This window comes from Arthrobacter sp. 05T442, assembly GCF_056395945.1.
In genome coordinates, this window is the sequence record NZ_JBFTKM010000005.1 from 102258 (window position 1) to 128032 (window position 25775).

The 25775-nt window shown below is 65.2% G+C and carries 27 protein-coding genes; 6 read left to right on the forward strand and 21 right to left on the reverse strand.

The features are described from left to right. Positions 1–103: 103 nt before the first annotated feature. Together AC1DES_RS07645 and AC1DES_RS07650 are read right to left on the reverse strand one after the other, a co-directional pair. Positions 104–1720, reverse strand: coding sequence for a solute symporter family protein (locus AC1DES_RS07645; RefSeq protein ID WP_476895101.1), 1617 nt, complete (start codon positions 1718–1720; stop codon positions 104–106). Then, the gene (locus AC1DES_RS07650; protein WP_476895102.1) at positions 1717–2097 is read right to left on the reverse strand and encodes a DUF485 domain-containing protein; all 381 of its coding nucleotides are present in this window, start codon (positions 2095–2097) and stop codon (positions 1717–1719) included. Before AC1DES_RS07650 ends, AC1DES_RS07645 begins: the two co-directional genes overlap by 4 nt. 193 nt (positions 2098–2290) lie before the next feature. On the opposite strand from AC1DES_RS07650, the gene AC1DES_RS07655 reads away from it, so the two are divergent. Genes AC1DES_RS07655 through AC1DES_RS07670 form a run of 4 tightly spaced genes read left to right on the forward strand, consistent with a single transcriptional unit; the run spans position 2291 to position 6141 of the window. Further along, entirely contained in the window at positions 2291–3508 is a 1218-nt protein-coding gene (locus AC1DES_RS07655; protein WP_476895103.1) for a histidine kinase, read from the forward strand. Between the two features lie 35 nt (positions 3509–3543). Beyond that, the gene (locus AC1DES_RS07660) at positions 3544–4263 is read left to right on the forward strand and encodes a LytR/AlgR family response regulator transcription factor (RefSeq protein WP_476895104.1); all 720 of its coding nucleotides are present in this window, start codon (positions 3544–3546) and stop codon (positions 4261–4263) included. Beyond that, a complete protein-coding gene (locus tag AC1DES_RS07665) occupies positions 4260–4667 on the forward strand; it encodes a DUF485 domain-containing protein (protein ID WP_476895105.1) in 408 nt (135 codons plus the stop codon). The genes AC1DES_RS07660 and AC1DES_RS07665 overlap by 4 nt, the downstream gene beginning before the upstream one ends. Positions 4668–4674: 7 nt before the next feature. Beyond that, on the forward strand, positions 4675–6141 hold the full coding sequence (locus tag AC1DES_RS07670) for a sodium/solute symporter (protein ID WP_476895106.1): 1467 nt from the start codon (positions 4675–4677) through the stop codon (positions 6139–6141). A 12-nt stretch (positions 6142–6153) separates the two neighbouring features. On the opposite strand, the gene AC1DES_RS07675 is transcribed toward AC1DES_RS07670, so the two are convergent. The 6 genes from AC1DES_RS07675 to rpsB form a co-directional block, all read right to left on the reverse strand. Further along, positions 6154–6732, reverse strand: a complete 579-nt coding sequence (locus AC1DES_RS07675) for a DivIVA domain-containing protein (protein ID WP_476895107.1) — start codon at positions 6730–6732, stop codon at positions 6154–6156. 82 nt (positions 6733–6814) lie between these two features. Further along, on the reverse strand, positions 6815–7735 hold the full coding sequence (locus AC1DES_RS07680) for a phosphatidate cytidylyltransferase (RefSeq protein WP_476895108.1): 921 nt from the start codon (positions 7733–7735) through the stop codon (positions 6815–6817). Continuing rightward, positions 7735–8292 carry a ribosome recycling factor gene (gene frr, locus AC1DES_RS07685; protein ID WP_476895109.1) on the reverse strand — a complete coding sequence of 186 codons (558 nt, stop codon included), beginning with the start codon at positions 8290–8292 and terminating at the stop codon, positions 7735–7737. Before frr ends, AC1DES_RS07680 begins: the two co-directional genes overlap by 1 nt. Positions 8293–8419: 127 nt before the next feature. Then, positions 8420–9157 (reverse strand): UMP kinase, encoded by a 738-nt coding sequence (gene pyrH, locus AC1DES_RS07690; RefSeq protein ID WP_476895110.1) that lies wholly within the window; start codon positions 9155–9157, stop codon positions 8420–8422. Between the two features lie 166 nt (positions 9158–9323). After that, a complete protein-coding gene (gene tsf, locus AC1DES_RS07695; protein ID WP_476895111.1) occupies positions 9324–10160 on the reverse strand; it encodes a translation elongation factor Ts in 837 nt (278 codons plus the stop codon). A 134-nt stretch (positions 10161–10294) separates the two neighbouring features. Further along, a complete protein-coding gene (rpsB, locus tag AC1DES_RS07700) occupies positions 10295–11170 on the reverse strand; it encodes a 30S ribosomal protein S2 (protein WP_476895112.1) in 876 nt (291 codons plus the stop codon). Positions 11171–11656: 486 nt separating this feature from the next. On the opposite strand from rpsB, the gene AC1DES_RS07705 reads away from it, so the two are divergent. After that, the gene (locus AC1DES_RS07705; RefSeq protein ID WP_476895113.1) at positions 11657–12226 is read left to right on the forward strand and encodes a M23 family metallopeptidase; all 570 of its coding nucleotides are present in this window, start codon (positions 11657–11659) and stop codon (positions 12224–12226) included. A gap of 54 nt (positions 12227–12280) precedes the next feature. Here AC1DES_RS07705 and AC1DES_RS07710 read toward each other — a convergent pair whose 3' ends face one another. The 3 genes from AC1DES_RS07710 to AC1DES_RS07720 all read right to left on the reverse strand — a co-directional run bounded on the left by AC1DES_RS07710 (position 12281) and on the right by AC1DES_RS07720 (position 17693). Then, positions 12281–13471: an acyl-CoA dehydrogenase family protein gene (locus AC1DES_RS07710; RefSeq protein ID WP_476895114.1), complete on the reverse strand. Its 1191-nt coding sequence runs from the start codon at positions 13469–13471 to the stop codon at positions 12281–12283. A gap of 530 nt (positions 13472–14001) precedes the next feature. Then, positions 14002–17319, reverse strand: a complete 3318-nt coding sequence (locus AC1DES_RS07715; protein ID WP_476895115.1) for a phage tail tape measure protein — start codon at positions 17317–17319, stop codon at positions 14002–14004. Then, on the reverse strand, positions 17316–17693 hold the full coding sequence (locus tag AC1DES_RS07720) for an HK97-gp10 family putative phage morphogenesis protein (RefSeq protein ID WP_476895116.1): 378 nt from the start codon (positions 17691–17693) through the stop codon (positions 17316–17318). The genes AC1DES_RS07715 and AC1DES_RS07720 overlap by 4 nt, the downstream gene beginning before the upstream one ends. A gap of 99 nt (positions 17694–17792) precedes the next feature. On the opposite strand from AC1DES_RS07720, the gene AC1DES_RS07725 reads away from it, so the two are divergent. After that, on the forward strand, positions 17793–18176 hold the full coding sequence (locus AC1DES_RS07725; RefSeq protein WP_476895117.1) for a hypothetical protein: 384 nt from the start codon (positions 17793–17795) through the stop codon (positions 18174–18176). Positions 18177–18647: 471 nt separating this feature from the next. Here the strand turns inward: AC1DES_RS07725 and AC1DES_RS07730 are convergent, their stop codons facing one another. The 10 genes from AC1DES_RS07730 to AC1DES_RS07775 form a co-directional block, all read right to left on the reverse strand. Further along, positions 18648–21017, reverse strand: coding sequence for a hyaluronate lyase N-terminal domain-containing protein (locus AC1DES_RS07730; protein ID WP_476895118.1), 2370 nt, complete (start codon positions 21015–21017; stop codon positions 18648–18650). Continuing rightward, a complete protein-coding gene (locus AC1DES_RS07735) occupies positions 21017–21361 on the reverse strand; it encodes a hypothetical protein (protein WP_476895119.1) in 345 nt (114 codons plus the stop codon). The genes AC1DES_RS07730 and AC1DES_RS07735 overlap by 1 nt, the downstream gene beginning before the upstream one ends. A gap of 3 nt (positions 21362–21364) precedes the next feature. Beyond that, a complete protein-coding gene (locus AC1DES_RS07740; protein WP_476895120.1) occupies positions 21365–22033 on the reverse strand; it encodes a hypothetical protein in 669 nt (222 codons plus the stop codon). A 30-nt stretch (positions 22034–22063) separates the two neighbouring features. Further along, on the reverse strand, positions 22064–22657 hold the full coding sequence (locus AC1DES_RS07745) for a hypothetical protein (RefSeq protein ID WP_476895121.1): 594 nt from the start codon (positions 22655–22657) through the stop codon (positions 22064–22066). Between the two features lie 329 nt (positions 22658–22986). Continuing rightward, positions 22987–23436, reverse strand: coding sequence for a hypothetical protein (locus tag AC1DES_RS07750; RefSeq protein WP_476895122.1), 450 nt, complete (start codon positions 23434–23436; stop codon positions 22987–22989). A gap of 1 nt (position 23437) precedes the next feature. Beyond that, entirely contained in the window at positions 23438–23890 is a 453-nt protein-coding gene (locus AC1DES_RS07755; protein WP_476895123.1) for a hypothetical protein, read from the reverse strand. A 127-nt stretch (positions 23891–24017) separates the two neighbouring features. Continuing rightward, complete coding sequence (locus tag AC1DES_RS07760; protein WP_476895124.1) at positions 24018–24197, reverse strand: hypothetical protein; 180 nt, start codon at positions 24195–24197, stop codon at positions 24018–24020. Next, positions 24197–24550 carry a hypothetical protein gene (locus AC1DES_RS07765; RefSeq protein WP_476895125.1) on the reverse strand — a complete coding sequence of 118 codons (354 nt, stop codon included), beginning with the start codon at positions 24548–24550 and terminating at the stop codon, positions 24197–24199. Before AC1DES_RS07765 ends, AC1DES_RS07760 begins: the two co-directional genes overlap by 1 nt. Then, positions 24547–24678 (reverse strand): hypothetical protein, encoded by a 132-nt coding sequence (locus tag AC1DES_RS07770; RefSeq protein WP_476895126.1) that lies wholly within the window; start codon positions 24676–24678, stop codon positions 24547–24549. The genes AC1DES_RS07765 and AC1DES_RS07770 overlap by 4 nt, the downstream gene beginning before the upstream one ends. Next, complete coding sequence (locus AC1DES_RS07775; protein ID WP_476895127.1) at positions 24675–25772, reverse strand: hypothetical protein; 1098 nt, start codon at positions 25770–25772, stop codon at positions 24675–24677. Before AC1DES_RS07775 ends, AC1DES_RS07770 begins: the two co-directional genes overlap by 4 nt. Positions 25773–25775 lie beyond the last annotated feature (3 nt).

Sequence of the window (25775 nt, forward strand, 5' to 3'; positions counted from 1 at the left end):
CGCGGGAGCTCCTGTTCTCGACGGTGGCGCCGGTTTTAAGGGTGGCTCTGTTGTTACGGGTGACGCCAGAGGGCTCGCCCGCACCGGAGGCGCCCGCCCCCCCTTAGTGGTTCGTGGCCTTTTCTGCGCCTACGCCCGTGAGGGAGCGGACTTCCATCTCGGCCTGCTTGGTGGTGTCTTCCTTCCGTTTGTCCAGCACGGTCCCGAGCCAGCCCAGGAAGAAGGCGAGCGGGATGGAGGCGATTCCGGGGTTGCTCAGCGGGAAGATCGCGAAGTTGGCGCCCGGGATCATCGAGGTCTTGGTGCCCGAGACCACCGGGGACAAAGCGATGAGGATGATGGCCGCGGCGAGGCCACCGTACATGCTCCACACGGCGCCCTGGGTGGTGAACCGGCGCCAGAACAGCGAGTACACAATCGTGGGGAGGTTGGCGGAGGCCGCCACTGCGAAGGCGAGCGCCACGAGGAAGGCAACGTTCTGGCCGTTGGCGAAAATTCCGCCGGCGATGGCGAGCAGCCCGATCACGACAACCGTGCGGCGTGCCACCTTGACCTCGGTAGCGGCGTCTGCTTTGCCCTTGGCGATGACGTTGGCGTAGATGTCATGTGCGAAGGACGCCGCCGCGGTGATCGTGAGGCCCGCGACAACCGCCAGGATCGTGGCGAACGCCACGGCCGAGATGAAGCCGAGCAGCAGCGGTCCGCCGAGGTGGAAGGCCAGCAGCGGCGCAGCCGAGTTGACGCCGCCCGGAGCCGCCTTGATCGTGTCTGCACCCACCAGCGCAGCGGCGCCGTAGCCCAGGACCAGGGTGAACAGGTAGAAGATGCCGATCAGCCAGATGGACCACACCACGGATTTGCGGGCTTCCTTGGCGGTCGGCACCGTGTAGAAGCGCATCAGCACGTGCGGGAGGGCAGCGGTGCCCAGGACAAGCGCCAGGCCCAAAGACATGAAGTCCAGCTTGGAGGTCTCGGTCTTGCCGTACTGCAGGCCCGGGTTCAGCATGTTCGGGTTCTTCGAGGTCTCCACCGCACCGCCGAGCAGGTCGGAGAGGTTGAAGCCGTAGATTGCCAGGACCCAGAAGGTCATGACGGCGGCGCCGGCAATGAGCAGCATGGCTTTGATGATCTGGACCCAGGTGGTGCCCTTCATGCCGCCGATCAGCACGTACATGATCATGAGGGCCCCGACGACGACGATCACGAGTGCCTGGCCGCCCCAGTCACTGATTCCGAGCAGCAGGGAGATCAGGCTGCCGGCTCCGGCCATTTGCGCCAGGAGGTAGAAGAAGCAGACGGCCAGCGTCGAAATGGCGGCCGCGATCCGCACGGGGCGCTGCTTAAGCCGGAACGAGAGGACGTCGGCCATGGTGAACTTGCCGGTGTTGCGCAGCAGTTCGGCCACGAGCAGCAGCGCCACGAGCCAGGCGACGAGGAATCCGATGGAGTACATGAAGCCGTCATAGCCGTTGATGGCGATAGCGCCAGTGATCCCCAGGAACGAGGCCGCGGAAAGGTAGTCGCCGGCGATGGCGGTGCCGTTTTGCGGGCCCGTGAAGGACCGGCCGGCAGCATAATAGTCCGCAGCGGTCTTGTTGTTGCGGCTGGCCCTGATGACGATGACCATGGTGATCGCGACGAACAGGGCGAAGATGCCCATGTTCAGCGCGGTGGTGTCTTTGAGATCCGCAACGTTGACTGCGGGAACCATGAAGGTCATTGCGCTGCTCCGCTCACTCGGTTGCCGTGCTGGTCGAACTCGTGGCCTTCGATTCCATGACGGATCTCGGCGGCGATCGGGTCAAGTTTCCGGTTGGAGTAGCTGACGTACCAGCCCGTGATGGCGAACGTGGACACGAACTGCAGCAGGCCCAGGATCAGCCCGACGTTGACGTTGCCCCAGACCTTGGTGGACATGAACCCGACCGCATAGTCGGCCAGCAGGACGTAGGCGAAATACCAGAGCAGGAATGCAATGGCCATGGGAAAGACAAAGCTGCGGTGACGTTTGCGAAGTTCCTGGAACCGCTCCGTCGACTGGACTTCCTTGAAGTCCACGGCCGCCGCAGCGTCCGTCTCGTGGGCGTCGTGACCCATCGTTCCTCCTCATTGAGTGGTGAGCCCACACCGGCTGCCTGGTCTGCTGGAAACAGCACTTCGGCCAATGCGACTGCACCCACTGTGCAACGTGACGTGGATTACATTCCAGAACCGAGGCGCCGTGCGTCGCTCAACGGTCGGGATGCTGCGCCAAACGGCGCCTGGCAGGCACCGGCGGTACGCTGGCACCATGCCGGACTCTCCCCTGTTTACCGCCGCCGCCGTGGCAGTGATCGCCATGGCGATCGCCGTCGTCGTCGCCGTGGGGCTCAAGGTCCTCCGCTCGTTCCGGGACCTGGGCACGGACGCCGAGCGGGCGACGTACAAGACGCTGCACGCGGCTTCTCGGGCCGGGCAGTACCTGCGGACCGGCCTGAACCCTGCCGGCGCGGCCAAGGCCAGCCGGCAGTTGCGCAGCCTGCTGGGCTGCGACGCGCTGGCCATCACGGACACGACGGGTGTGCTGGCGTGGGACGGCGCCGGCGAGGAGCTCAAGCCGGCACTGATGGGGCTCGCCGCCAAGGTGCTTGACGACGGCCATATCGCCGTCATTCCAGCCGGCGAACTTGCGCTGCTGGCCGACGGGGACGCCTCCGGGGCCTTGACCACTGACGTGGAGCGCGCCGTCGTGATTGCCCCGATCCGGGCCGGGACACGGGTGGTGGGGGTCGTGGCGGCATTCGCCCCGTCCGCCGGCGCGGGACTCGTCCGGGCCACGGGCGAAGTGGCCGACTGGGTGGCCACGCAGGTGGAACTTGCCGAACTGGACGCCTCGCGCACCCTCCTGATGGAGGCCGAAGTGCGTGCGCTCCGGGCCCAGATCAGCCCGCACTTCATCTACAACTCGCTCAACGCGATCGCGTCCTTCATCAACACCGACCCGGTGCGCGCGCGGGAACTCGTCGTCGAATTCGCCGACTTCACCCGCTATTCCTTCCGCCGCCACGGCGATTTCACCACCTTGGCCGAGGAACTGCGCTGCATCGACCGCTACCTGCTGCTGGAGCGGGCCAGGTTTGGGGACCGCGTGCAGGTGAGCCTGCGGATCGCCCCCGAGGTCCTCAGCACCGTGATCCCGTTCTTGAGCCTGCAGCCGCTCGTGGAGAACGCGGTGCGGCACGGGCTCGAGGCCAAGGAAGGCCCCGGCCATATTTCGATCACGGCCAACGACTCGGGGGCGTATGCCGAGGTGACGATCGAGGACGACGGCGTGGGCATGGATCCGGAACAGCTGCGGTCCGTCCTCGCCGGGCACAGCGACGGCGACCATGTCGGGCTGCGCAATGTCGACGCCCGCCTGCGGCAGGTCTACGGCGAGGAGAGTGGGCTCGTCATCGAGACGGCTCCCGGGGAGGGGACGCTGATCACGATGCGCGTGCCCAAGTCACAGCCCCGTCACGACGCCTGAGCAGGTCAAAATGCCTGCGGCAGTAGTCTGGAACCATGATTAACGTCCTCGTCGCCGACGACGAGCTCCCCGCCGTTGAGGAACTGGCCTTCCTGCTCGGCAAGGATGAGCGGATCGGCACCATCCACCGCGCTTCCTCGGGCGCCGAGGCCCTGCGGGCCCTGGAGGCCGAGGACGTCGACGCCGTCTTCCTCGACATCCACATGCCCGCCCTGTCCGGGCTGGACATCGCCCGGGTCATCTCCCGCATCGCCCATCCGCCCGCGGTTGTCTTCGTCACCGCGGACGAGGACTGCGCCCTGGAGGCCTTCGAGCTCGCCGCCGTGGACTACCTGCTCAAACCCGTGCGCGCCGACCGGCTGGCCAAATCCATCGGCCGCATCAGCGAACTCCTCAAGGACGGGGCCCCTGCGCCGGAGATGATCACCGTGGACCTGGGCGGCACCACCAGGATGATCCGGCGCGAGGACGTCACGTACGTCCAGGCGCAGGGCGACTACGCCAGGCTGCACACGACGGACTCCAGCTACCTCATCAGGGTGCCGCTGGCCGACCTCGAACAACAATGGGCCGACGCCGGCTTCATCCGCATCCACCGCTCCTACCTCATCGCGCTGAACCACGTCAGCCACATGAAGCTCGCTGCGGCACGGCCAAGCGTCACGGTGGCCGGGGCCGAACTGCCCATCAGCCGCCGGCATCTGCCCTCCGTGCGGGACAAGCTGGAGGCGACCCGGATCCGGCCGCAGGCATGACCCGGGTCCGCGTCACTGCGCCTCGCGGCACGGCACAGGGAAGCGCTGTACAAGGCGGCACTGGCCAAGGCGGCACTGGGCCGCGCGCCGCGCAGCCGGCCTCCGATGCCCGCGAAGCCGCGGAGGAATCCGATGCCGGGCAGGTGTTCGTCCGCTCCCTGATCCGCTCGCAGCTTCGGCTGGGCCTCGTCGTCGCCGGGGGTTTCCTGCTGATCCTGCTCGCCTTCCCGCTCATGCTCGGACTGGTCCCGGGGCTGGCGGGATCCACGATTGCGGGGCTGCCTTTCGACTGGGTCCTCCTGGGCGCGGGGATCTATCCCGTGATCGGACTCAGCGCCTGGCTGTACGTCCGGACCGCTACGCGGAACGAGGCACGCTACCGCGACCTCGCCGGGGACAAGTGATCGTGCCGTGAACCCCGTCCTCAGCATCGCGGCGTTCGCCGCCGTCTCACTGGCGACTGCTGTCATCGGCTTCTACGGGCTGCGGGTCTCGCGCACCACCGGTGACTTCTACGTGGCCTCACGCACTGTCAGGCCCTGGTGGAACGCCTCGGCAATCGGCGGCGAGTACCTCTCTGCCGCGAGCTTCCTCGGCGTCGCGGGGCTCATCGTGCTCTCCGGCACCGACGCCCTCTGGTATCCCGTGGGCTACACCGCCGGATACCTGATGCTGCTGTTGTTCGTGGCCGCTCCCCTGCGGCGCTCCGGCGCGTACACCATTCCCGACTTCACCGAAGCGCGCCTCGATTCACGCGCCGTCCGCCGCGTCACCAGCCTCGTGGTGGTCCTGGTCGGCTGGCTCTACATTGTCCCGCAGCTCCACGGTGCGGCCCTTGCCATCCGGATCACCACCGGCCTGCCGGCGTGGGTGGGGCAGGTGGCGGTGGTCGCCGTCGTCTGCGTGACCGTGGTGGCGGGCGGGATGCGGTCCATCACCTTTGTCCAGGCGTTCCAGTATTGGCTGAAGCTGACGGCACTTGCCGTGCCGATCCTGGTCATCCTCTTCGTGCTGGCCGGGAACGGTTCGCCGGCGGTGGCGCCGGCCGCCGCGAATCCCACGGCCCTGGCGCCCGGCAGCCCCTACCAGACCATTTCGCTGCTCGTCGCGTTGCTCTTCGGCACGCTCGGGTTGCCGCATGTGCTGGTGCGCTTCTACACGAACCCGGACGGACAGTCGGCGCGCCGGACCACACTGATTGTCCTGGGCCTGCTCTCCGTCTTCTACCTGTTCCCGACGGCGTACGGGCTCACCGGGCGCGTGTTCGCGCCGGGCCTGGCCCAGAGCGGCCAGGCCGACGCGCTCGTGCTGCTGCTGCCGGGCCGGATGGTCGGCGGCCCGGCCGGGGACCTGCTGTCCGCCCTTGTCGTAGCCGGAGCGTTCGCAGCCTTCCTGTCCACGACCTCGGGGCTGGTGGTCTCCCTGGCGGGCGTGATCAGCCAGGATGTGCTCGGCGGCAGCGTACGCGGTTTCCGGCTGGCTGCGCTGATCTCGGCGGTCGTGCCACTGGGAATCGCCTCGATGACGGAGTCCTTGGCGCTGGCCGGAAGCGTAGGGCTCGTATTTGCGTTCACCGCATCCACGATCTGTCCCGTGCTGCTGCTGGGCATCTGGTGGCGGGGGCTGACGGATGCGGGCGCGATCGCGGGCATGGTGACCGGCGGGGTGCTTTGCGGCGGGGCGATGGTGGCGGGCTCGGTCCTGGCCGGCGACGGGACGCCGTCGTGGCTGGCCGAACCGGCCGCGTGGACGGTTCCCGCGGCATTCGCCGTCATGGTCCTGGTGTCCCGTGCGACGAAGGACCGGGTGCCGCGGGCGATCACCCGTCTCATGACCAGGCTCCACACGCCGGAACGGCCGCTGGCGACCGAGCGGTAGTACTTGTGGCCGTCAGTCGATGGCGGCCATAAGTTCGACGACGCGCTCCAGGAAGGCATCCACCTGGCTTTCCTCGTAGCCGTCCCGGCCCACAGCGGAGCGGAAGACCGCGCGGCGGACGTTGTCCACGCTCAACGGCTGATCGTGTTCGAGGTAGCCGATCAGTTCGTGGCAGAGGTCGTCCACGTCCGTGGTGTTGTAGCTGCGGGCCTTCGGCTTGGCCGGACGCCGGAAACGCTGGCCGTCCGGACGGTGCAGCCGTCCCCGGAGCAGCCCGGCCAGCCTGCCGATTTCCCGGAGCCAGGCTTCCTCGCCCCGCTCGGCGACCAGTTCGTCGCGTTCCCGCCGGGCAAGGGCGTCCTCGAGCCGGTCCAGGGCCGCGTCGACGCCGGCCGCGGCATAGCCGCCCTTCACCGGGTCGAAGGAAACGACCCGGACGTCGGCGCTCTTGACGGGCCGCCCGGCCGCCTTGGGGGATTCGAACGACACCCGTGCGCGCTGCAGGAACTCGTCGACCTGCTTGGCGTTGTAGCCATATTGGTTCCGCTGTACGCGGTCAAAAGACGCAGGAATCTGCCGTTGAATGTCCACTGTAACTATGTTTCCTTCGATGCCGTTCGGCTGGTTTGCCCGGCGCCATTCTAGGGGCCGGAAGTACGGGTCCGGGAGGCGCCTACGCCCCAGCGACGGCCGCGAAGAGGATAAAGGCCACAGGCGAAGCGAACACGATCGAGTCCAGCCGGTCCATCACTCCCCCGTGTCCGGGCAGGATGCTGCTCATGTCCTTAATGCCGAGCTCGCGCTTGACCATGGATTCGGCAAGGTCCCCCGCAGTGGCCGCAGCCACCATGCCCACAGCGAGCACGACGCCGACCCACCACGGCTTGTCCAGCACGAAGATGGTCGCCAGCACGCCGATGACCATGGCTCCGGCGATCGAACCGCCGAAGCCCTCCCAGGTCTTCTTGGGGCTGATCTTGGGGGCCATCGGATGCTTCCCCAGGAAAGCCCCGACAAGATAGCCGAATGTGTCGTTGGAGACGACCAGGAGCAGCAGGGTCGCGATTTGCCAGGCGCCGGGCGGCACCACGCCGTCGGGCCACAGACCCATCGGCGTCACGCCTCCGGCTGTGTGCAGCGGCAGGACGGCGAAACTGATCAGGAACGGGACCCAGGCCAGGGAAAAGACGCCGGCGAAAATGCTGCGCGCGGATCCGGCGGCACCCTCAAGGGAACGCCACAGCAGCACCGCAACGCTGCTGAGCAGCATGGCGAACAGCAGGCTTTCGGGGCCGCCAAAGTAGGCCGCCAGGGGCATCGCGACCGTGCCGGTCATGACCGGCACGATCGGAAGCCTGGTGCCTGAGGCCTCCAACGCCCGGAAAACCTCCCAGACGCCGAAAATAGCGAACGCGGTGACAATGAGCACAAAGCCCAGCGGGAGGAAGAGCAGGCCGCCCAGGACGGCCAAAAGCATGCCAAGCCCCACGGCCGTGGCGGCGGGAAGGTTCCTGCCGGCCTTCGGTGTCGGATTCTTCCGCTCTTTCCCCCGGAACCGGACGCGGGGTCCGGGAGCCTCCTGTTCTGCCCCCATCAGACCTCGAGCAGCTCGGCTTCCTTGCGTTTGAGCAGCTCGTCGATTCCGTCAACGTGCGCCTTGGTCAGGGCGTCCAGGTCCTTTTCGCCGCGCGTGCCCTCGTCTTCGCCGGCCTCGCCGTCCTTGACCAGCTTGTCCAGGGTTTCCTTGGCCTTGCGGCGGATGTTGCGGATGGAGACCTTGGCGTCCTCGCCCTTGGACTTGACGATCTTGACGTATTCCTTGCGCCGCTCGCTGGTCAGCTCCGGGATGGTGATCCGGATGACGTTGCCGTCGTTGGAGGGGTTGGCGCCCACCTCGGAATCACTCAGGGCGCGCTCGATGTCACGCAGCGCCGTCTTGTCGTACGGGGTGATGAGGATGGTGCGGGCATCCGGCACCGCGAAGGAGGCCAGCTGCTGCAGCGGCGTCGGGGTCCCGTAGTACTCGACGACGACCTTGTTGTACAGGCCCGGCGTCGCGCGGCCCGTACGGATCGAGGCGAAGTCTTCCTTGGCTACCTCGACCGCCTTGTCCATCTTGTCCCCGGCTTCGAGCAAGGTTTCTTCGATCACGGTCTCTCCTCAGAAATTGGTGCGTCCCGCCGGGCGGGACGCGGCACGGTCTTCGTTCCGTCTGTGTATCCCGCGTGGTCACCGGTCATTCGGTGGCGGAACTGTCCTGAAAACATCCTAGCCGTTGCTAGGGGGTGACAACGGTACCCAGGTCTTCACCGAGGATGGCGCGGGTGACGTTGCCTTCACCTTCCATGCCGAAGACGACCATGGTGAGGTTGTTGTCCTTGCACATGGTCATGGCGGTCTGGTCCATCACGCGGATGTCGCGGCGGAGGGCATCGTCGTAGCTGAGGTGGTGGAGCTTCTCGGCGGTGGGGTCCTTCTTGGGGTCGGCGGTGTAAACGCCGTCTACGCCGCTCTTGGCCATCAGGACGACGTCGGCGTGGACTTCCATTGCCCGCTGGGCCGCCACGGTGTCCGTGGAAAAGTACGGCAGGCCTGCCCCGGCGCCGAAGATGACGACGCGGCCCTTCTCCATGTGGCGGATGGCCCGGCGCGGAATGTACGCTTCGGCGACCTGGCCCATGGTGATGGCGCTTTGCACCCGTGTTTCCACCCCGGCCTGTTCCAGGAAGTCCTGGAGCGCGAGGCAGTTCATCACGGTGCCGAGCATGCCCATGTAGTCCGCGCGGGAGCGGTCCATGCCGCTCTGGGACAGTTCGGCGCCGCGGAAGAAGTTACCGCCGCCGACGACGATGGCGACCTCGACGTCGGGCACTGCGGCGGCGATTTGCTTGGCAACCCCGCGGACGGTATCCGGGTCAACGCCCAGCTTTCCGCCGCCGAAGACCTCGCCGGAAAGCTTCAACAGAACCCGGCGCCGGGTCTTCTTTGGCTGGGCTGAAGTGGTGACGGTTTCCATGGTGCCTTCCCGTTGGTGAACTCTGAGCTAGGTTATCGTGCCGGGGGCCAAAGGCGTCATTCCGCCCGGCCTGCGGTGCCCGGGAGGCAGATGCATGTCCCGGATGCATGCAAAAGGGGCGGCCACCGCAGTGACCACCCCCTCAGCATGTCTGACTGGTGTCTGGCTAGGAGCCGACGCGGAAACGCGCGAACGCGGTTCCCTTGACGCCGGCCTCTGTGAGGACCTGCGCGACGGACTTCTTGGCATCCTTGGCGAATGCCTGGTCAACGAGGACCTCGCCCTTGTAGAAGCCGGTAACGCGGCCTTCCACGATCTTGGTCATCGCAGCTTCGGGCTTGCCCTCGGCCTTGGCGGTTTCCTCGGCGATGCGGCGCTCGGAATCGACCAGCTCGGCCGGAACGTCCTCACGGGTGAGGTAGTTCGGGGACATCGCGGCGATGTGGACGGCTACGTCGTGGGCTGCGGTGTCAGCTGCTTCGCCTTCGCCGTCAACGGCGAACAGAACGCCGACCTGTGCCGGGAGGTCCTTGGAGGTCTTGTGCAGGTAAGCGTCGACCGTTGCGCCCTCGATGCGGGAGATACGGCGGACAACAACCTTCTCACCCAAAACGGCGCCCTCTTCGACGACGACCTCGGACAGCGGCTTCCCGTCGACCTCGGTGGCCAGCAGGGCCTCGAGGTCGGCAGCGCCGGACTCAACAGCCACGGCGAGGACCTTGTCGGCGAGCTGGATGAACTTGTCAGCCTTCGCGACGAAGTCGGTCTCGCAGTTGACTTCGATCATCACGCCGACGCCGTCCGCGACCTTGGCAGCAACCAGGCCTTCGGCGGTCGAGCGGCCTTCGCGCTTGGTAGCGCCCTTCAGGCCCTTGATGCGGATAATTTCGATGGCCTTCTCGGCGTCACCGTTGGCTTCGTCAAGAGCCTTCTTGACATCCATCATGCCGGCGCCGGTGCGCTCGCGCAGAGCCTTGATATCAGCGGCAGTGTAGTTCGCCATGTGAACCCCTCTGTCTAGAAATTTTATGTGGTGTACGGACCGACAGGACGGCTGCTCACCCAGTGAGCGGCCATCCTGTCAGTACCCCCTACGCTGCGGGCAGCATGTGGGGAGATCCAGATTTATTTGTCTGACTACTTGGCTTCGTCGGCGGCCGGAGCAGCTTCAGCGGCGGGAGCCTCTTCAGCAGCCGGAGCAGCCTCAGCGGCGGGAGCCTCTTCAGCGGCCGGAGCAGCCTCGGTCTTGCTGCCTTCGAGGAGCTCGCGCTCCCACTCGGCCAGCGGCTCTTCCGGAGCTTCCGTGGTGCCGGTAGCGCGCTGGTTGCGGGCGATGAGGCCTTCGGCAACGGCGTCGGCAACAACGCGGGTCAGCAGGTTGACGGAGCGGATGGCGTCGTCGTTGCCCGGGATCGGGAAGTCAACTTCGTCGGGATCGCAGTTGGTGTCCAGGATGGCCACAACCGGGATGTTCAGCTTCTTGGCCTCGTCGACAGCAAGGTGTTCCTTCTTGGTGTCAACGATCCACAGCGCGGACGGCGCCTTGGTCAGGTTGCGGATACCACCGAGGTTGGTTTCCAGCTTGGTGAGTTCGCGGCGAAGGAGCAGCAGTTCCTTCTTCGTGTAAGCGGAACCGGCGACGTCGTCGAAGTCGATCTCTTCCAGTTCCTTCATGCGCTGGATGCGCTTGGAGACGGTCTGGAAGTTGGTCAGCATACCGCCGAGCCAACGCTGGTTGACGTACGGCTGGCCGACGCGGGTAGCCTGCTCGGCGATGGATTCCTGCGCCTGCTTCTTGGTGCCGACGAAGAGGACGGTGCCGCCGTGTGCAACGGTGGCCTTGACGAACTCGTAGGCGCGGTCGATGTAGGACAGCGACTGCTGCAGGTCAATGATGTAGATGCCGTTGCGCTCCGTGAAGATGAATCGCTTCATCTTCGGGTTCCAACGGCGGGTCTGGTGTCCAAAGTGGACGCCGCTGTCAAGCAGCTGGCGCATAGTTACGACGGGCATGCCGGCGCTCCTTCCGGCAGGTCATTCATGAGAGAGCCCTGAGGCTGTCTTACCCTGCCAATAGTTGACGGTTTGTTAGCTCACACCCAGGCGGGTGCTGCTCCTGGCATCCACTGCACATCCCATCCGTGCCATAAAGGACGGACCGCAGGACGCGCAGTCCTCCGCCGTTGAAGAGTTGAAGCTTCGAATGAGGAGGGCTGGATACGCGTAGTCAGCCGCTGGTCCCCCGCACTCCTGAATGAGGCGTGCCGGCTTGAATAAGCATGAGGGCACAGCAAACTGCTCCACCTAGTGTACTACAGGGGTCCTGCCTGGACGGACCGTTTCCGGCGCCGGCGGGGGCCTGTTTGGAGGCCCGTTTGGGGGCCTGTTTGGGTTTACGTCGAGGGGCGCGGCTGGCGGTGCATTCTCCGCCGGCCCGGTTTGTCCACATAGCCGGAGAACGCAGTTCCGCCCGGCCCCGCTCCGCGGCAAACTGGGCGCATGAATACCCCGGCGGTCCTTGTGGCGATGCTTATGGCGCTTGGTCCCGCAACGGCGGGTGCGGGCGCCGTGGCGGCGGCCGGAGCGGAGTCCACCCCGCCAGGCCGCCAACCATCCGCGGCGCCACGGACCGCACCGGCCGGCACCGCCTGGAGGTGGCCGCTGGAGCCCCGACCAGCAGTGCTGCGCCCTTTCGTGCCTCCGGCCAAGCCCTGGCTGAGCGGACACCGCGGCGTGGACCTCGGGGCGGCGTACGACGGCGCGCCGGTGCTCTCGCCGGCGTCCGGCACCGTCACGTTCGTCGGTGTCGTGGTGGGCCGGCCGGTCATCACCATCGACCACGGAGACGGCCTCAGAAGTAGCTTCGAGCCCGTGGAAAGTATCCTGGCGCCCGGGACTGCCGTGGCGAAGGGAGACGTTTTGGGGCACTCCCTGCCCGGCCACTGCGGGACTCTGCCCTGCATCCACTGGGGCGTCCGGCGCGGCGAGGAGTACGTCAATCCGCTGGGCTTCGTGTCAGACCTGCGGCCCTCGATCCTGCTTCCTCCGGTGGATCCCGCCCCGGGATAGAGGGTTTGGGCAGGGGACGAGCCGGATGAAGGACCGCTGCGTCGTTAGGCAGGCCTAGACGATTGCGGAGATACCCGTGATGGCCCGGCCGGTGACGAGCGTGTTGATCTCGTGCGTGCCCTCGTAGGAGTAGATGGCTTCGGCGTCGGCAAATACCTTGGCCATCTCGTAGTCGGTCACAATCCCGTTGCCGCCAAGGATGCTGCGGCCCATCGCGACACTCTCGCGCATGCGCGCCGTTGTGAACGCCTTGGCCAGCGCGGACTGCTCGTCCTTGGCCTCGCCCGCGTCCTCCAGCTGGGAGAGGCGGACCATCATGCCCATGGAGCTGACGGCGTTGCCGAGAATCTGGACCAGCTGGTGCTGGACCAACTGGAAGGAGGCGATGGGGCGTCCGAACTGGCTGCGCTCCACAGCGTAGCGGCGCGCGACGTCGAAAGCTGCCAGCTGCTGACCGACGGCCTGCCAGGCGACCGAGAGACGGGTGACCTTGAGGACCTTATTTGTGTCGCGGAAGCTGTTGGCGTGCGCGAGCTTGAAGAAGTCGGGCACCACGACGTTTTCGAGCGTGATATCGGCATTCTGCACGGTACGGAGGGAGATCTTGTTCTCAATCTTTGTGGCGCCATAACCCTCCGTCTTGGTGTCCACCAGGAAGCCCTTGACCTGGTTGTCGGCAACGTCCCGCGCAAAGATGACTACCCAGTCGGAGAAGGTCGCATTGCCGATCCAGCGCTTGGCACCGTTGAGAATCCAGTTGCCGCCTTCGCGCCGCGCTGTGGTCCGGGTGCCGCCGGCGACGTCGGAGCCGCCAAGGGGTTCGGTGAGGCCGAAGGCGCCGATCTTCTTGAGCGAGTAGATATCCGGCAGCCAGGCGTCCTGCTGTTCCTGTGAGGCGAGGGCCTCGATCGAGCCCGTGAAAAGTCCGTCGTGGACGCCCATGAACGTGGCGATGGACGTGTCTGCCCGGGTGGCTTCGGCGTGCAGGATTCCGGCGAAGAGGTTCGAGTAGCCCTGCCTCTTGACCGGGCTGACCAGATCTATTTCGGCAAGCTTGGGGATCAGCTCCATCGGGAATTCCCCGCGGTTCCAGCAGTCGACGGCGATCGGCTTGACCTCGCGGGCAAGGAACTCCCGCACTTCCGCCAGCCGGTCCTGTTCCTTGCCGCTGAGCAGCTGCTCGAACGCAAAGAAGTCGCCATCGGCGTAGGGGAGATTGTTGATGTCGACTGCAGCTTTGGACATGAGGTTCCTTCACGTGTGATCAGCGGCGACCAAAAGACGCGGACGTTGCGCCGAGCTTATGTTACTCATGAGTAACATATCGCAGGCCAGCCGTGCCCGCAAGTGAATTCCGCGACTGCACGCGCGGGCAAGACCGGGCTGGATGGAGGGGAGGCGGCCGGCCGAGCACGGCGGACACGGGCGTCCGGCCGACCGCAGAAGAGGGCGGACAAGCCTGCGCCAAGAGATCGGGGCTGTGGGAAGGAGCCTGGCAATGAAAAGGAGCCGGGCCGACGTCGAACGCCGGCCCGGCTTCCGTGGCTGCGGATCCGGCCCCGGGGCCTCCGCGAATGTAGGGCTACTCGGACTTGAACCGAGGACCTTAGGATTAGCAGATGCCGTTTTTCGTCAGTATTCGGTGGGTCTCATCAATGCCTAGATTCCGGGGCAGAATGGCTCACTGACCTGATCCCCTATTGCACCAATAGTCACGATTTGTCAGGGTTTCCGGTGGGTAAGCGGTGGGGCAAACCTGCCATACCGACCAGGCATCACCTTCCTGCACGACGGTACTGCGACTGGCTGTCTGCCGCGGCGACGCGCCCATCGGCAACCGACGCTGCACGGGCCAACAGATACTCACCTGTGAAGGGGTTCTGTACGTACACAGCTGGCGCCGGGGCTGCAGCGGCTGCCATGCCTGCCTGTCCGCCGAAACCGCTGAAGGACTGGTTCTGCCCGTACCCGCCCGCCATGGACTTCGACGGGGCCGTGTAGCCCTGGGAGCCGAAGACGTTGTCCAGGTTCAGCCCGTCGTTGATGGCGCGCAGCCACTTGTCGTTCGCCTTGGACTGCGGCTCGTTGATGATCCACTCACCGGACCGGATCGAGTACGGCCGCCCGGACTGGGTCTGGGCCCGGATGTTGTCGATGAACTGGCTGGCCGGGGGTGTGCCGGGCACTTTGCCGCCGCCGGCGAACCCGACGATGCCTCCGGTGTACTCGGTGGTGCCGCCGGAGCCGCCGGGACCGTTCGAGACGTGGTTCGGGCCTTCGATGGAGTTGCTGTACCGGGTCGCCCAAGTCTTCTCGAAGATTTCGACCGTGATGGGCGTGTATTTCGGGATGTTCTGGATGCCCTGCTTTACCGCTTCAGCCTTGGCCATAGTGTCCGCGAAGTTCTGGATCGACGTTTCGATGGGCACGTCCTTGGGGATGCCGAGGACGTTCCGTGCCATGTCATCCGCAGCCTTGCCAGTGATATGGAACTTGCCCTCTGCAGCGATCAGCGCATCGTAGGAGCCCTTCAAGTTGCCCTGGAGGTCCGCCTGGGACGCGCCGTTGGTGGCCATTGCCTTGGCGTTGTTGATGCCGGCCTGGGCCATCCCATCGAGGGCCCGCTGGTTGGCTTTGCCGCCCTCCGTTGTGATGTCCAGTGTCAGCCCGTACTTGGCAATGGACGCGTCCAGTCCCTCGAGGGATTCCTGCCACTTGATGCCCGCCTCGTTCACGGACAGCTGCGCGAGGCCTGATGCGAACATGGCATCGAGCAGCTTGCCGAGAGACAGGACCGTGCCGTCGGCGGCGATACCCATCTTGTCGAGGGCCTTGGCCGCTTCCTCGGTGAGCTTGGCCTGCTGCTCGGTAGCCTTCGCGGCGCCTTCGGAAGCCGTCTGGGCGGCGGCCAGCCGGGTGGGGATCTTGCCCTGTGCCAGGTCCAGCAACTCCTCAGGCTCCAGTGCGATCCCGGCGGCCTGCCCTACCTTCAGGAGGGCGTCACGGTAGCCCGGCATTTTGTCGAGCGCGTCCTGGGCGCCTTTACCGTTATTCTCAAACTCCGTGGTGAGCAGGTTGAAGGACTTCGCCGCCGAAGCGGCACCGCCGTTGGACGTGATGTCCCCGAGGGTTTCTCCGAGACCCTTCAGCCGATCGTCAAGTTGGCCGAGATCGCTCTTCACCCCGAACATGCCAGTGAAGCCGTCGAAGAACTGGTTCACGTCCTTTTCCCAGCTGTGGTTTGTGAGTCGACCGATCGCATCAGCCATGCCGTTCACCTTGTCGACGCTGCTGCTCCCGAACGCGTTGTCGAAGCCTTGAAATACTGAATCGAGATCCGAGGCCTTGGCGGTGTGCCCCGCCGCGGAGACCTTCATGATCGCGTTTGCGTATTCCTCGGCGGTTTTGGTCTTCTTCTCCGTGAAAATGGCACCGATGACGCTGAGCGCTGTCATGGCGATTGCGGCGACACCGGCGGCCTTCCCGACCTTCCCGAGCCCGGAAGCAAGTCCGGAATTGGTGGATTGCAGTGTCCGGAACGCTTCCCGGGCCGCCATAACCTTGGGGAGCATGGTCAAGAACCCGCCGGCCAGCAAGGCGACCCCGCCGACCATGCCGGCCATTCCGACGCCGGTGGAGAGGATCTCCGGCTTGACTGAACCGAGGGCGTTGATCAGGTCCGTTGCGCCCTGGGTGAGCCCGCGCAGCGCGGTAGCGGCCCCGCCGCCGCCTTGGATCAGGACCGTATCGAAGGACCCGCCGAGCTTCTCGATGTCCCCGGCAAGGTTGTCCTGCTTGATGGAGGCCGTCGCGGCGGCGTAGCCGGTGTCGTTGACCGCGTCGGTCCACTTCTGGATCCCGTCCGCGCCCTGATCGTAGAGGACGGTTGCGGCACGGACGGCGTCGGAGCCGAAGATGATCTTCTCACTCGCGGAGCGCTGTTCGTCGGTGAGGCCCTTCATGGAGGTCTGCAGGATTCCGGCGAACTTGGACAGGCCAACGAACTTGCCCTGGCTGTCGTAGGCGGAGATGCCCAGCTTGTCCATTTCGTTCTTCGCGGCCACAGAGTTCGGCGTGAGGGCCTGCAGCATGGTCTTGAAGGACGTGCCCGCATCCGCACCGATGAGCCCTGCGGAGGCGAACGCGGCGAGGCCGCCGGTGGTCTCCTCGATGGAGAGCCCGGTGGAGGCGGCGACGAGGCCGCCCTGCTTCAGGGCCATGCCGAGGTCCTCAACGGAGCCCTGTGCTTTGCCCGCACCGGCGGAGAGCAGGTCAGCGACGTGGGGGATCTGGTCGCCGGAGAGTTTGAACTGGGTCATGGCGGTCGCGGCGAGTTCCGCGGCGTCGGCGACCTCGAGGGACCCGGCAGCGGCCAGGGACAGGGCGCCGGACAGCCCGCCGGCGAGGATGTCCTTGGTCGAGACGCCGGCCTTGGACAGTTCACTGATTGCGTTGGCCGCTTCGGTGGCCGAGTAGGAGGTGTCCGCGCCGGCCTTGATCGCGGCTTCGCGCAGGAGGTCCATGTTCCCGGCGGTCTCGTGGGTGGCGGCCTTGACCTCGGACATGGCCTTGTCGAACTCGGCGTACTTGGCGATCGACAGCCCGACCCCGGCGACGACGGCCGCGCCGAAGCCCAGCAGGGTCGTCCCGGCGGTGGACCACGCTTCACTGTGGTCCCGTGCCGAGGCGGCGAGGCGGCCCATGTTCGTGGTCGCTTCAGCCGAAACGGCGGCGGCGTGGGTCTGCTGGGCGGCGAACTCCCGGGTCGCATCCGATGCGGTCACAAGTCCCAGCTCCGCCGCGTGAGCCTCGGTGACCATGTTCCCGAACTCGTCGGTCAGCTGCCCGGCGGAGTTGTAGGAAAGCCCGAAGCCCTTGGCGGCGTCCTGCGCGGCCTTCCCGGCATCGTTCAGGGCAGCCCGTGCTGCGGCGGCCGAAGCCTGCGTCTGCGTCATCGCCGTGGACGTTGTCTGCCCTGCGGTGCGCGCCGCCTGGCCCAGTGCCGTTGTGGCTGTCTCCGCTTGGGCCATTTGCCTTTGGAAGTCGGCGATTTCCGCCTTGATACGGACGGTGATGTCTCGTGTGAGGCTCATGCCTGCGTGGCCCTTTCAACGATTTGTTCCATGGCCGCAACGAAGGCCGGGCCGTTCCTATCCAGCGCGGGCCCCATGAACGCTTGCGGGGCCTGCGTTGAAGTCCCCAGCTCTACGAACACCCCATAATTTGCCGTCGGCCCGACTTCGGCCTGGAGGGTGCCGGAGGTGCCGACGCGTCGAAGGTCGGAATGCCCGATGCTGGACTTGAGGTTGCCGGTATCTACCGGCACGAAGGCCTTGGCGTCGTGTTCGATGTCGAGCGCGGTCTTACGGATAACGGCTTGGGCGAGATTGCCGATTTCTTTGGCGCCGTTGCCGAAGGTAGTGGCGAGTTCGCGCACTCCCACGATGTCTATGGCTGAGCTGGTCATGGGGCCGTCCTTGGTGTGGAGGTTCTTCATTCCACTTTGCCCGTCCGCTCGAGGATCCGGTTTCCGCGCTTCCGGGGGCGGAAACGGTAGGCTCCGGGGATGGATTGGATTTGGGAAGTCGGAAAGCTGTTGCTTGCCGCGGGACTTGGTTTCGGAGGAGGCCAGGGCGCCGTGCTGCTCGATAGAAGGCGGAAGGCCGCCGATGCTGAGGCGTCCAAAGCCGCAGAATTTGAGGTCCGATGGGAATCCGGTGACATGTGGTCCATCAAGAACGTTGGAAACGCCCCGGCCAGGGACCTCGAGATCGAGCTGGAAGCATTCCAGCTGGCTCAGTCCGCACTCCCGACATCACTCGACGTCGGGGAAACCGAAACGTTCATGGGGATCCGCCGAGGCTCCCCGCAGCTACTTATATCGTGGACGTCGCACCGCGGAGAGCCATGCGGGCCTGTCCGGAGATTTGTCCCGCCGAAGGGAAATTAGCCTCCCGCGGGAGGCTCTGCTAACTGTCCATTCTGAGGTCGGCAGGCGGGCACTCCCCTGATTCGATGGGCCCGGCGTTGCCTGTCAGTAAGCGAGTGGTTAGCCCGGGGAAAACCGGTAGTCACCACTCGTGTGACGCTTCCTCCTAGGTCGTATTCTCGGCCGATGGAACGAACAGGCAATGACAGGCGGCGGTCCAGAGGGCCACAGCCAACTGAACGCGAGATCCAGGAGCTCATAGCCCTGGCGGATGCAGCGGAACGGGCTCCGCAAATCACGATTGTTGAATACGCTTCCGTCTTGGCCACTATTCGGACGTCCCTGCGAAAGCGCTTGGGTGCGCGTTCCGCGATCCTTCACAACGATCCCACCACGACTTAGCCACCGGTTCCCGGCACCGGACGATACGCCCCGCCCTCCGAAGAGGACGGGGCGTTTCAGTTGGGGAACTTAACCGGTCGAAAGAAGCCCTTATCCGTTGGTGAGGATCGGCGCGGAACCGTGAACTGCCGAGACTTCGTACACCTTGGACCCGGAGACCGTGAGGTACGCCGATCCGGTCCCGGTGCGGGCGATGAGCACGGTCACCACTACCGGCTCATTACCTGCCGATGTGTAACCAAAGTTCCATTGCGTACCGGCAGTATCAGCCAGCATCGGTGTCCCGTTGACGGAGAGCATCTGAATCGGGGACTGTGCCCGAAATGATATGGCTCCCGAGGCGCGGATGGTGAATGCGCTGGGGGTTCCGTCCGCGAGTCCGAAAATATCCGCGTATATGTTGTTATTGCTCCACGCCTGGTACGGGCCGTACTGGTCCGATGTGGCGGACGCGTCGATAGCGTCTTGGGCCGATTTTGCCCCGTTCGCAATCGTTGGGTCCCGGAAGTATGCGGTCACGATCCCGTTGGTACCTGCCCCGTAGTTCTGGAGCGTACCGCCTGCCGGCGCGCTGTACCGTCTCGTCATGTGACCCCAGATCGGGCCGCCTGATGTGACGTTGCTGGGTAGCGTGAGTAGAGCTCCACCGGGCGTCGTGGAGAGTGTGAACTGGTTTATCGCGGGGACGGACTGCACATAGAAGAGGGTTGCTCCCGTGAGCGCCGGTGTCGTTGGTACGTTGGAGGGGAAGCTGATTGCATCCCCAACTTTGAGGAAGTGCGCGGCCGCCGTGGTGGTGATAGTGCTGGTAGACGATGCAATCGTGTAGCCGTCAGTCACGCGCCGAGCCGTTTTCGTGAGGACCAGCGGATTGGCAGGGAACAGCGGGCGTCGGCGGATGCGGTCCGAAATCAGCACAGCCACGTCGCTGAATAGCGGCACCGGCACGCCCAGTTTCTTCGCTGCAAGGTTGATGCCTGGGGGGAAGCCGGGCGTGTTCGTCGGGTGGATGAAGCCTGTACCCCCTGTGTCGCTGAACGCACCCGTCGCCTGGTTTGTGATGGTCACGCCGGGGTAGTAGCGGGCGGCGTAGGCGTTGATGTCGCTCATTGCCGTGGCACCATGCCAGTCGATGTGGGTGACGTGGTTGTTCTGGGCGGCGAGCTGCATGTAGTAGGTTCTGATCGCCGCGTACTGTGCATAGTTGGCGGTTTCGGCGGGGTTGGCGTAGTGCCCGGCCATAGCTGACTGCAACACGACGGGGATGCCTCGTGTGCGGCCGTAGGTGACCGCTTGGTCGATGACGGTCTTGAATGGTGCAGGCCACATACCGGAACCTGCGTCATTCACGTCCTGGCCGACGAAGATCAGGTCTAGGTCGTCACGGTCGAAGTGCGAAGCGATGCCATTGTTGCCGCTGATCGGGATGCCGGCGACCTGCGCCCCGGTTGGGGCGACGAGGTTCACCATGTCAACGAGCTTGCTGCCGCCGTAGGTGTAGTTGAAGAACTGCACTCCGGGGCGGGTGGAGTCGCTTATTTCGATTTCCTCGAAGTACGCGTATCCCGAGGCGGGTGCGGCAATTTCAACCTTGTGGTGCCCCGCCGTGACGGTGAACGTCTGGCGCTGCCGGTATGCCTGTGATCCTGCCGCGGGGGTCGTGCCAACCACGACTCCGTCGATACTGATGTTCGCGGCCGCGGCGTCAGCCTCCACCGAGAAGTAGAGCCTTACAGTGTCACCGTAGCCAAAGAATGTCAGCGTCGTGCTGGTGCTCTTGCCGCGTGCGCGGACGTAGGACGGGCCGCCGAACGGCTGCTTCTCCCATCCGTTGAGTGCGGCGGTGAAACTGCCGCCAAGCCCGCCGCCGAGTTGCCGGTACTCTCCGACTTCGCCGTACAGGGTTTTCAAGTGTTCGGGAAGTACCAAGAGTAGGGAGCCGACAAAGCTTGAGATGGACATGCCGTAGGAGCCGATACGGAACTGCCCCGCCGTCGCCTTGTAGAGACGGGCGAGCGGTGAGAGTTTGTGGCTGTCCGCGTCGTAAGTGGTTGAGATGTTCCAGTTGGCAGGGGTGTGAGTAGCGCCGGAGGTGTGTGCTGCGATGGCGGTGACGACATCGCCAGTCGGATTGAGGACAGCCTGCCCTGCCGCGTAGGCCGTGTTCGGCTTCCACTGCGGTACATAAGTGGCATTAAGTGCCGTCGCGGTTTGGCTGCCCGGGGTCGTGACGAGGGTCTTCACGGAGGCGTCATCGGCTACCCCCGCGGCGCCAGCTGCTCCGGCTGGACCCTGCGGCCCGGCCGAGGCGTACGGCAGGGACGCCCACGCGGTCGTCCCGTTGCCGAACTTCTGCTTGCCGGTGTCCGACTCAATGCCCGGCTCGCCCTGGGCGAGCACCGGGTTGAATGATGCCCAATTCGCGGCCGTGCCGCGGCGGAGCTGGATCCTGTTGGCCATTACGGCTTACCTCCATCGATTGTCAGTCCTGTTGTGAATAGAGCGGTCGGTGAGCCGCCGTCAAATGCCATGATTTCTGCGACTGCTAAGCCGAGATTCTCGGGTTCATCCGTCGTCGTTCCTTGATCCCTATGGCATGTGGGTTCGGCGGTGCTGCTGTGAGCTTCCTCATCCACCGAAAACCCACCGGATTCGTGCTCCGATGGCAGCTTCCATGCACGAATTGCGCCTGCGATGAGGGCCCGCTTGAATGGGCTCGCGTGCTCTTCGCCGGCATCAATTTTGCGGAGGTCTTCCTCGAGCGCCACAGCTGCCGCGTGGAAGGCCTCGTCAAGGGAGGTCATGTTCTACGCCTCCTGGAAGGTCAGGCCGGCGTCCCGGGCGGCGTAGATGCTGGCCGGCAAGGCCATCTCGGAGAGGTTCTGGCCGAACGTTGGGAAACCGGTTCCCAGTTCGTTGTTCAGCTCGACGTAGTCGGTGGGGACCTGGCCGGTTGCGCAGAAATAGCGGATGGCAGCGGCGCGCACCTCGTGGGCATGCACCTCCGAATACATTGCCCCGGACCGGGTCGGTTGCCGCATGCTGGAATCCATGCCGGTTACCGAGTTCGTCAGGCTTTCGGGCACGTAGTCGGCGCCATTCAGGTCCTTGAGCTGGCGGAGCAGCGCCTTGACCTTCGTCTCGTGCGCATCCAGGCGGCGGCGCGCTGCCGCCGCCTGCTTGTCTTCGTCCCGAGCTTCCGCTTCGAGGGCATCACGCTGCGCGGTTTTGAGCTTGCGCAGAGCTTCGGCCGTGGCCTGATCGTAGGCGCGGGCCTTGCGCTCCAGCGTCTGGACGCTGAGCGAGATCCGTTCGGCAGCCGCTTCATCGGCGAGGATCATGGCTCCTGACTCGGCGTCCAAGCGGGCGGCTTCGGCACGGGCCGCACTCGCCTTCGCCTGCCACTCCTCAACGACGGCGTGGGCCTTGGTGACGGCCGCTGCGGCCTGGTCGACTGACGTGGTGAAAATGGGCATGCTGGGTTCTCCTTGGAAAGGTGGGGGTCGCTAGTTGATGACGCGGATGCTGTGTGTGGCCACTTCTCGGAGCTCCACACGCATCCGCTGGCCGGAAGATTCACGCTGCTCCTGGGCCGCAGCGGGTCGTCGCTGCGGGGCTGGTTTGACGGCCTTCTGTGCCCGATGCTCGGCTGAGCGGCTGAACTGCTCGGTGAGTTTTGTGGCGAGGCGGGCGATGGTCTCTTGGCGTTCCACTTCGTAGGGGCTGCGTTTGGCCGCCTCGGTGTACGCTTCTTCGGCGATTTGCGCGGCTTCGGCCTCGGCGGCGTAGATGCCCTTGCTGGCGTCTGCACGCATCAATGCCTGGGCCAGTGCCCGGGTGGCTGTCGCTGCGGCTTCCGTGGCAACCCAGATGGACACGGCGTCGAAGTCACGCTTCTGGATGGGCAACTCGCCCTCGGCGACGTGGCGCTTGGGTTCGCGGCCGAAGGCCCGGGCCACCGATTCGCTGGCGAGGCGCTCGAGGTCGCCCTGTCCGGTCTGGGCGCCGCGTTCGCTTTCACCGCGAAAGGCGCGCCGGACGGATTCGCGGGCGGTCTGTTCGGCCTGGCTGAGGCTGCTGGTCGCTTTGTTGCTGGTCATGTTCTATGCCTCCTGGCTGGTGTGGTTCCTGTGGGCCGCCGGCCGGGAAGGGTAGTCGACCGGCGGCCCTGTGAGTGATCTGATGCTGCGCCTCCCCGTTTCGGAGCGGCGCCAATCCGGCTCAGATCACTCGTTTCAGGAGATCCACAGTGGGACATTCCAAGTTTCACAAGGACGGCCGCCTGACGGTTTCCGCGCTTCCGGGGGCGGAAATGCTGGGGATAATGGTGGGTAAACGGTGGATGAGCGAGCGGCAGCAGGCTCCGGAGAGCCCTCGATAGGCCTCCTGTAGCGGATGTGCGCGGCGGCGGCCTGCGAATGTTCTCTTATCAGGCAGCTTGGAAGGCCATCAATCGTCGGATGCCGTAGTCGCCGACGCTGTCCTCCGTGACCATCCACCGGTCATGAACCTTGACGCCCTCAAGCTCCCCGGATCTGAGCATCTGCCTTACTCGACTCTCGGTGCGGCCGATGACAATTGCCACCATGCTCACTGGCCATAGCACCGGGTCCGTTGCTTCCCCCACACGGTCCGCGACGGCCCGCGACGGCAAGCTATCCACCTTCGCCACGGTCTGGTGCTCCTCGCAGCGCTCACGGTAGAGCCGGGCAGCTTCTGCCATCGCGTCCCAGTCGTCCAGGAGTTTCGTCCGCACCGCTGCAGGCAGACCGACTGAGCGCCGCTCGACCTCGGCCCGCTTCAACATCGACGTTAGGATCTGGGCACTGGGTCCGCTGATGTGCGCACCGAGTAGCGGCCGGCGCGGGTTGTAGCTCATATCAGGATCCCCCGCTCATCTCGTCTTCCTTAGAAGCCTTCAAGAGCTCCGCATGGAGAACCGAGTCAGCTTTCTTCCGCTGATCCGGAGACAACTCGAGAGCGTCCAGGGTGGCCTTAACAATGTCGACCAACTGCATAGCCTGAAGCTGGGTGATGCGAACGCGGCGCTCGTCCAAACCGAGCTTGCCTAGGATCTCCAGCGTCTTCACCAACCGGTCATGCCACTGACCCCACAGGGCCACCTCTGAGCGCAGCTGCTCAGTTCCCATCACTGATGTGTAGCTCAGCCTGTCCAAGGCGTTCACACGGGCAGCCAGCGCCCGTTCGGTGGCGGAGAGTCGGGCAGCGAGACCGGCCAAGACAAGCACCGGATCCCCCAACGGCTCCACGTCCTCGACTGCCAGGATGGCCCGGGCATCAGCGGTGACCGACTGGAGGGCCTGCCGTTGCAAGGCCTTCGCCTTCACCGCTGGGGCAGCTCCGCCGTGCACCCGGCAGACCGTCCCTCCAGCAATCGGCGAGCGCCGGCACCGCTCCCCCGTGCCCTTCGCCTTCGCAATGCACTGGCTCTTCATGAGGTCACGCCCCTTCGCCGGGCTTCATGAGGGCAGCTTGGCGGTGGTCGAGGATTGCGCTTGTTGCGAGGCCTCGGTCGACGAGGTCGCGGGCCATGTTTTCGTAGCTGAGGGCTGGGGTCTCGGGTGCTGGCTGCGGCTGCCGTGTTTGGGTGCGGGTGGCGGGGTGGGTGCGGCGGGGCATTAGTCCTCCTTGGGGGTGTTGGCGGTTTCCGGGCCTGATGCGCGGCCGATGGCTTCGCGGTAGTCGAGTCCGGGGCTGAGTTCTTCGACGATGTCGACGGCGGGGTTGAAGATTTCGACGGCGAAGATGGCCAGGGCTGCGGCCAGTGTTCCGATGATGTGTTCGGGATCGACTCCTGTGGCTGCGAGGGTGACTGTGCTGGCCCAGATGGTGGCTTTCATGGTCTCGACGTCGTTGGAGGTGGCGGCGACGGCGGCGGCGAGGAGCCCGGCGTATTCGTAGGACGGGTCGGTTGCGTCTTGGGGTGCGTGGTCTGTGCCGATCGCGGTGAAGTAGTGGGGTGCCATGGTCATTTGGTGGTCTCCTGTTGGTTGGGGCAGTTGATGTGGTGGGTTGTTTCGATGGTCCAGCTGAGTCCGGCCATGTTGGTGAGGATCTCGTTGGGGAGGCAGCATGGCTCTGTTGGCGGTTCGGTGGTCATGCTGTCTGCTCCTCTTCTGGGGCTTCGAGTTCGCCGGGCGGGTTGCACCACTGGTATTGGCGCGGGACGATGGCGCGGGCGTCGTGCTGGGCCTGCAAGCGTTGACCGGCAGCGAGGGTGTTGGCCATCTTCTGCGACGTCGTCAGGCGGCCGTTCTGGTGGAAGTCTTTGGACCATGGCCCAAGGGAGGCAGCAGGGGCTGTTTCGTCGGTCCAGCATTCTTGGTTGAGCCAGGTTGCCGGGGCCTTGGTGAACTTCGGATCTTCGCCCTTGCGGCGCTCCGTGTAGCTCTTTGCGCCTGCGATGAGTTCTTGCGCGGAAGCTTTCTTGCGCGCCCGTGTGTAGGCGTTGACTGCCGCTCCCCTGCCCTCACGCTTGGGATAGATGGCGTACCAGGCGTTGAAGTCTTCGCCGAGCTGCTTGGCAAGGACAGCTTTGGACAACGGCGGAGCTTCCGAAGGGAGATCAATTTCTATCTCTCCCTGCTTCTGTTCTCGCGCTTGCGCGTTAGCTTGGGCGACGGAGAGTGATTGATGTTCTTTGATGTGGTCTTTGTTGTGGTGTTCATGTTGTGTTGGGCGCTCATGGGTGACCGGTTCTTTTGCCCATATGACCGGTAGTTCTTCACTGGTGACCGGTAGTTCTGCTGATATGACCGGTAGTTCCGCTGAAGCAGGTGTCACCGGTGCACGGTTGTTCCCGGAAGCACCGGTCACGGGTGCCACGTAGTTCTGTTCATCCGGATCAAGCATGGGGACACGTTCCAGCAGGTCGGACGGGACGGTCAGCCGGTACTCGCTGGCGAAGGCACCCGCGTGGCCGCGGCCGAAGGATCGGCCCTTGGCCACCATTTCCAGCATCCCCATGTCCTCGAGCTCCGACTGCCCTCGACGCACGGTGCTGATGCTGGCCCCCATGACCGCTGCGAGGCGGCTCTGACCTGGACGCACCCGGCCGCCGTCGGCCGCGGCGTAGCTGGCCATCGTGAACCCGAGAAGCTTCACGCTCGGCGCGCTGACCTGAATCCGGCGCAGGATGCGTTCCCACTCAAAACGCCCGATGGGCTCGCGGGTGAATTCGCGGTCCTGGTCCAAGGG

Excerpts from the sequence above, each read along its gene's own strand:
- AC1DES_RS07770 (WP_476895126.1), bottom strand. The coding sequence starts at position 24,678 with ATGACCACCGAACCGCCAACAGAGCCATGCTGCCTCCCCAACGAGATC.
- AC1DES_RS07710 (WP_476895114.1), bottom strand. The coding sequence starts at position 13,471 with ATGTCCAAAGCTGCAGTCGACATCAACAATCTCCCCTACGCCGATGGC.
- AC1DES_RS07740 (WP_476895120.1), bottom strand. The coding sequence starts at position 22,033 with ATGCCCATTTTCACCACGTCAGTCGACCAGGCCGCAGCGGCCGTCACC.
- AC1DES_RS07680 (WP_476895108.1), bottom strand. The coding sequence starts at position 7,735 with ATGGGGGCAGAACAGGAGGCTCCCGGACCCCGCGTCCGGTTCCGGGGG.
- AC1DES_RS07750 (WP_476895122.1), bottom strand. The coding sequence starts at position 23,436 with ATGAGCTACAACCCGCGCCGGCCGCTACTCGGTGCGCACATCAGCGGA.
- AC1DES_RS07715 (WP_476895115.1), bottom strand. The coding sequence starts at position 17,319 with ATGAGCCTCACACGAGACATCACCGTCCGTATCAAGGCGGAAATCGCC.
- AC1DES_RS07650 (WP_476895102.1), bottom strand. The coding sequence starts at position 2,097 with ATGGGTCACGACGCCCACGAGACGGACGCTGCGGCGGCCGTGGACTTC.
- AC1DES_RS07645 (WP_476895101.1), bottom strand. The coding sequence starts at position 1,720 with ATGACCTTCATGGTTCCCGCAGTCAACGTTGCGGATCTCAAAGACACC.
- AC1DES_RS07730 (WP_476895118.1), bottom strand. The coding sequence starts at position 21,017 with ATGGCCAACAGGATCCAGCTCCGCCGCGGCACGGCCGCGAATTGGGCA.
- rpsB (WP_476895112.1), bottom strand. The coding sequence starts at position 11,170 with ATGCCCGTCGTAACTATGCGCCAGCTGCTTGACAGCGGCGTCCACTTT.
- AC1DES_RS07765 (WP_476895125.1), bottom strand. The coding sequence starts at position 24,550 with ATGACCATGGCACCCCACTACTTCACCGCGATCGGCACAGACCACGCA.
- AC1DES_RS07660 (WP_476895104.1), top strand. The coding sequence starts at position 3,544 with ATGATTAACGTCCTCGTCGCCGACGACGAGCTCCCCGCCGTTGAGGAA.
- AC1DES_RS07655 (WP_476895103.1), top strand. The coding sequence starts at position 2,291 with ATGCCGGACTCTCCCCTGTTTACCGCCGCCGCCGTGGCAGTGATCGCC.
- AC1DES_RS07735 (WP_476895119.1), bottom strand. The coding sequence starts at position 21,361 with ATGACCTCCCTTGACGAGGCCTTCCACGCGGCAGCTGTGGCGCTCGAG.
- AC1DES_RS07705 (WP_476895113.1), top strand. The coding sequence starts at position 11,657 with ATGAATACCCCGGCGGTCCTTGTGGCGATGCTTATGGCGCTTGGTCCC.
- AC1DES_RS07665 (WP_476895105.1), top strand. The coding sequence starts at position 4,260 with ATGACCCGGGTCCGCGTCACTGCGCCTCGCGGCACGGCACAGGGAAGC.
- pyrH (WP_476895110.1), bottom strand. The coding sequence starts at position 9,157 with ATGGAAACCGTCACCACTTCAGCCCAGCCAAAGAAGACCCGGCGCCGG.
- AC1DES_RS07760 (WP_476895124.1), bottom strand. The coding sequence starts at position 24,197 with ATGCCCCGCCGCACCCACCCCGCCACCCGCACCCAAACACGGCAGCCG.
- AC1DES_RS07745 (WP_476895121.1), bottom strand. The coding sequence starts at position 22,657 with ATGACCAGCAACAAAGCGACCAGCAGCCTCAGCCAGGCCGAACAGACC.
- tsf (WP_476895111.1), bottom strand. The coding sequence starts at position 10,160 with ATGGCGAACTACACTGCCGCTGATATCAAGGCTCTGCGCGAGCGCACC.
- AC1DES_RS07725 (WP_476895117.1), top strand. The coding sequence starts at position 17,793 with ATGGATTGGATTTGGGAAGTCGGAAAGCTGTTGCTTGCCGCGGGACTT.
- AC1DES_RS07720 (WP_476895116.1), bottom strand. The coding sequence starts at position 17,693 with ATGACCAGCTCAGCCATAGACATCGTGGGAGTGCGCGAACTCGCCACT.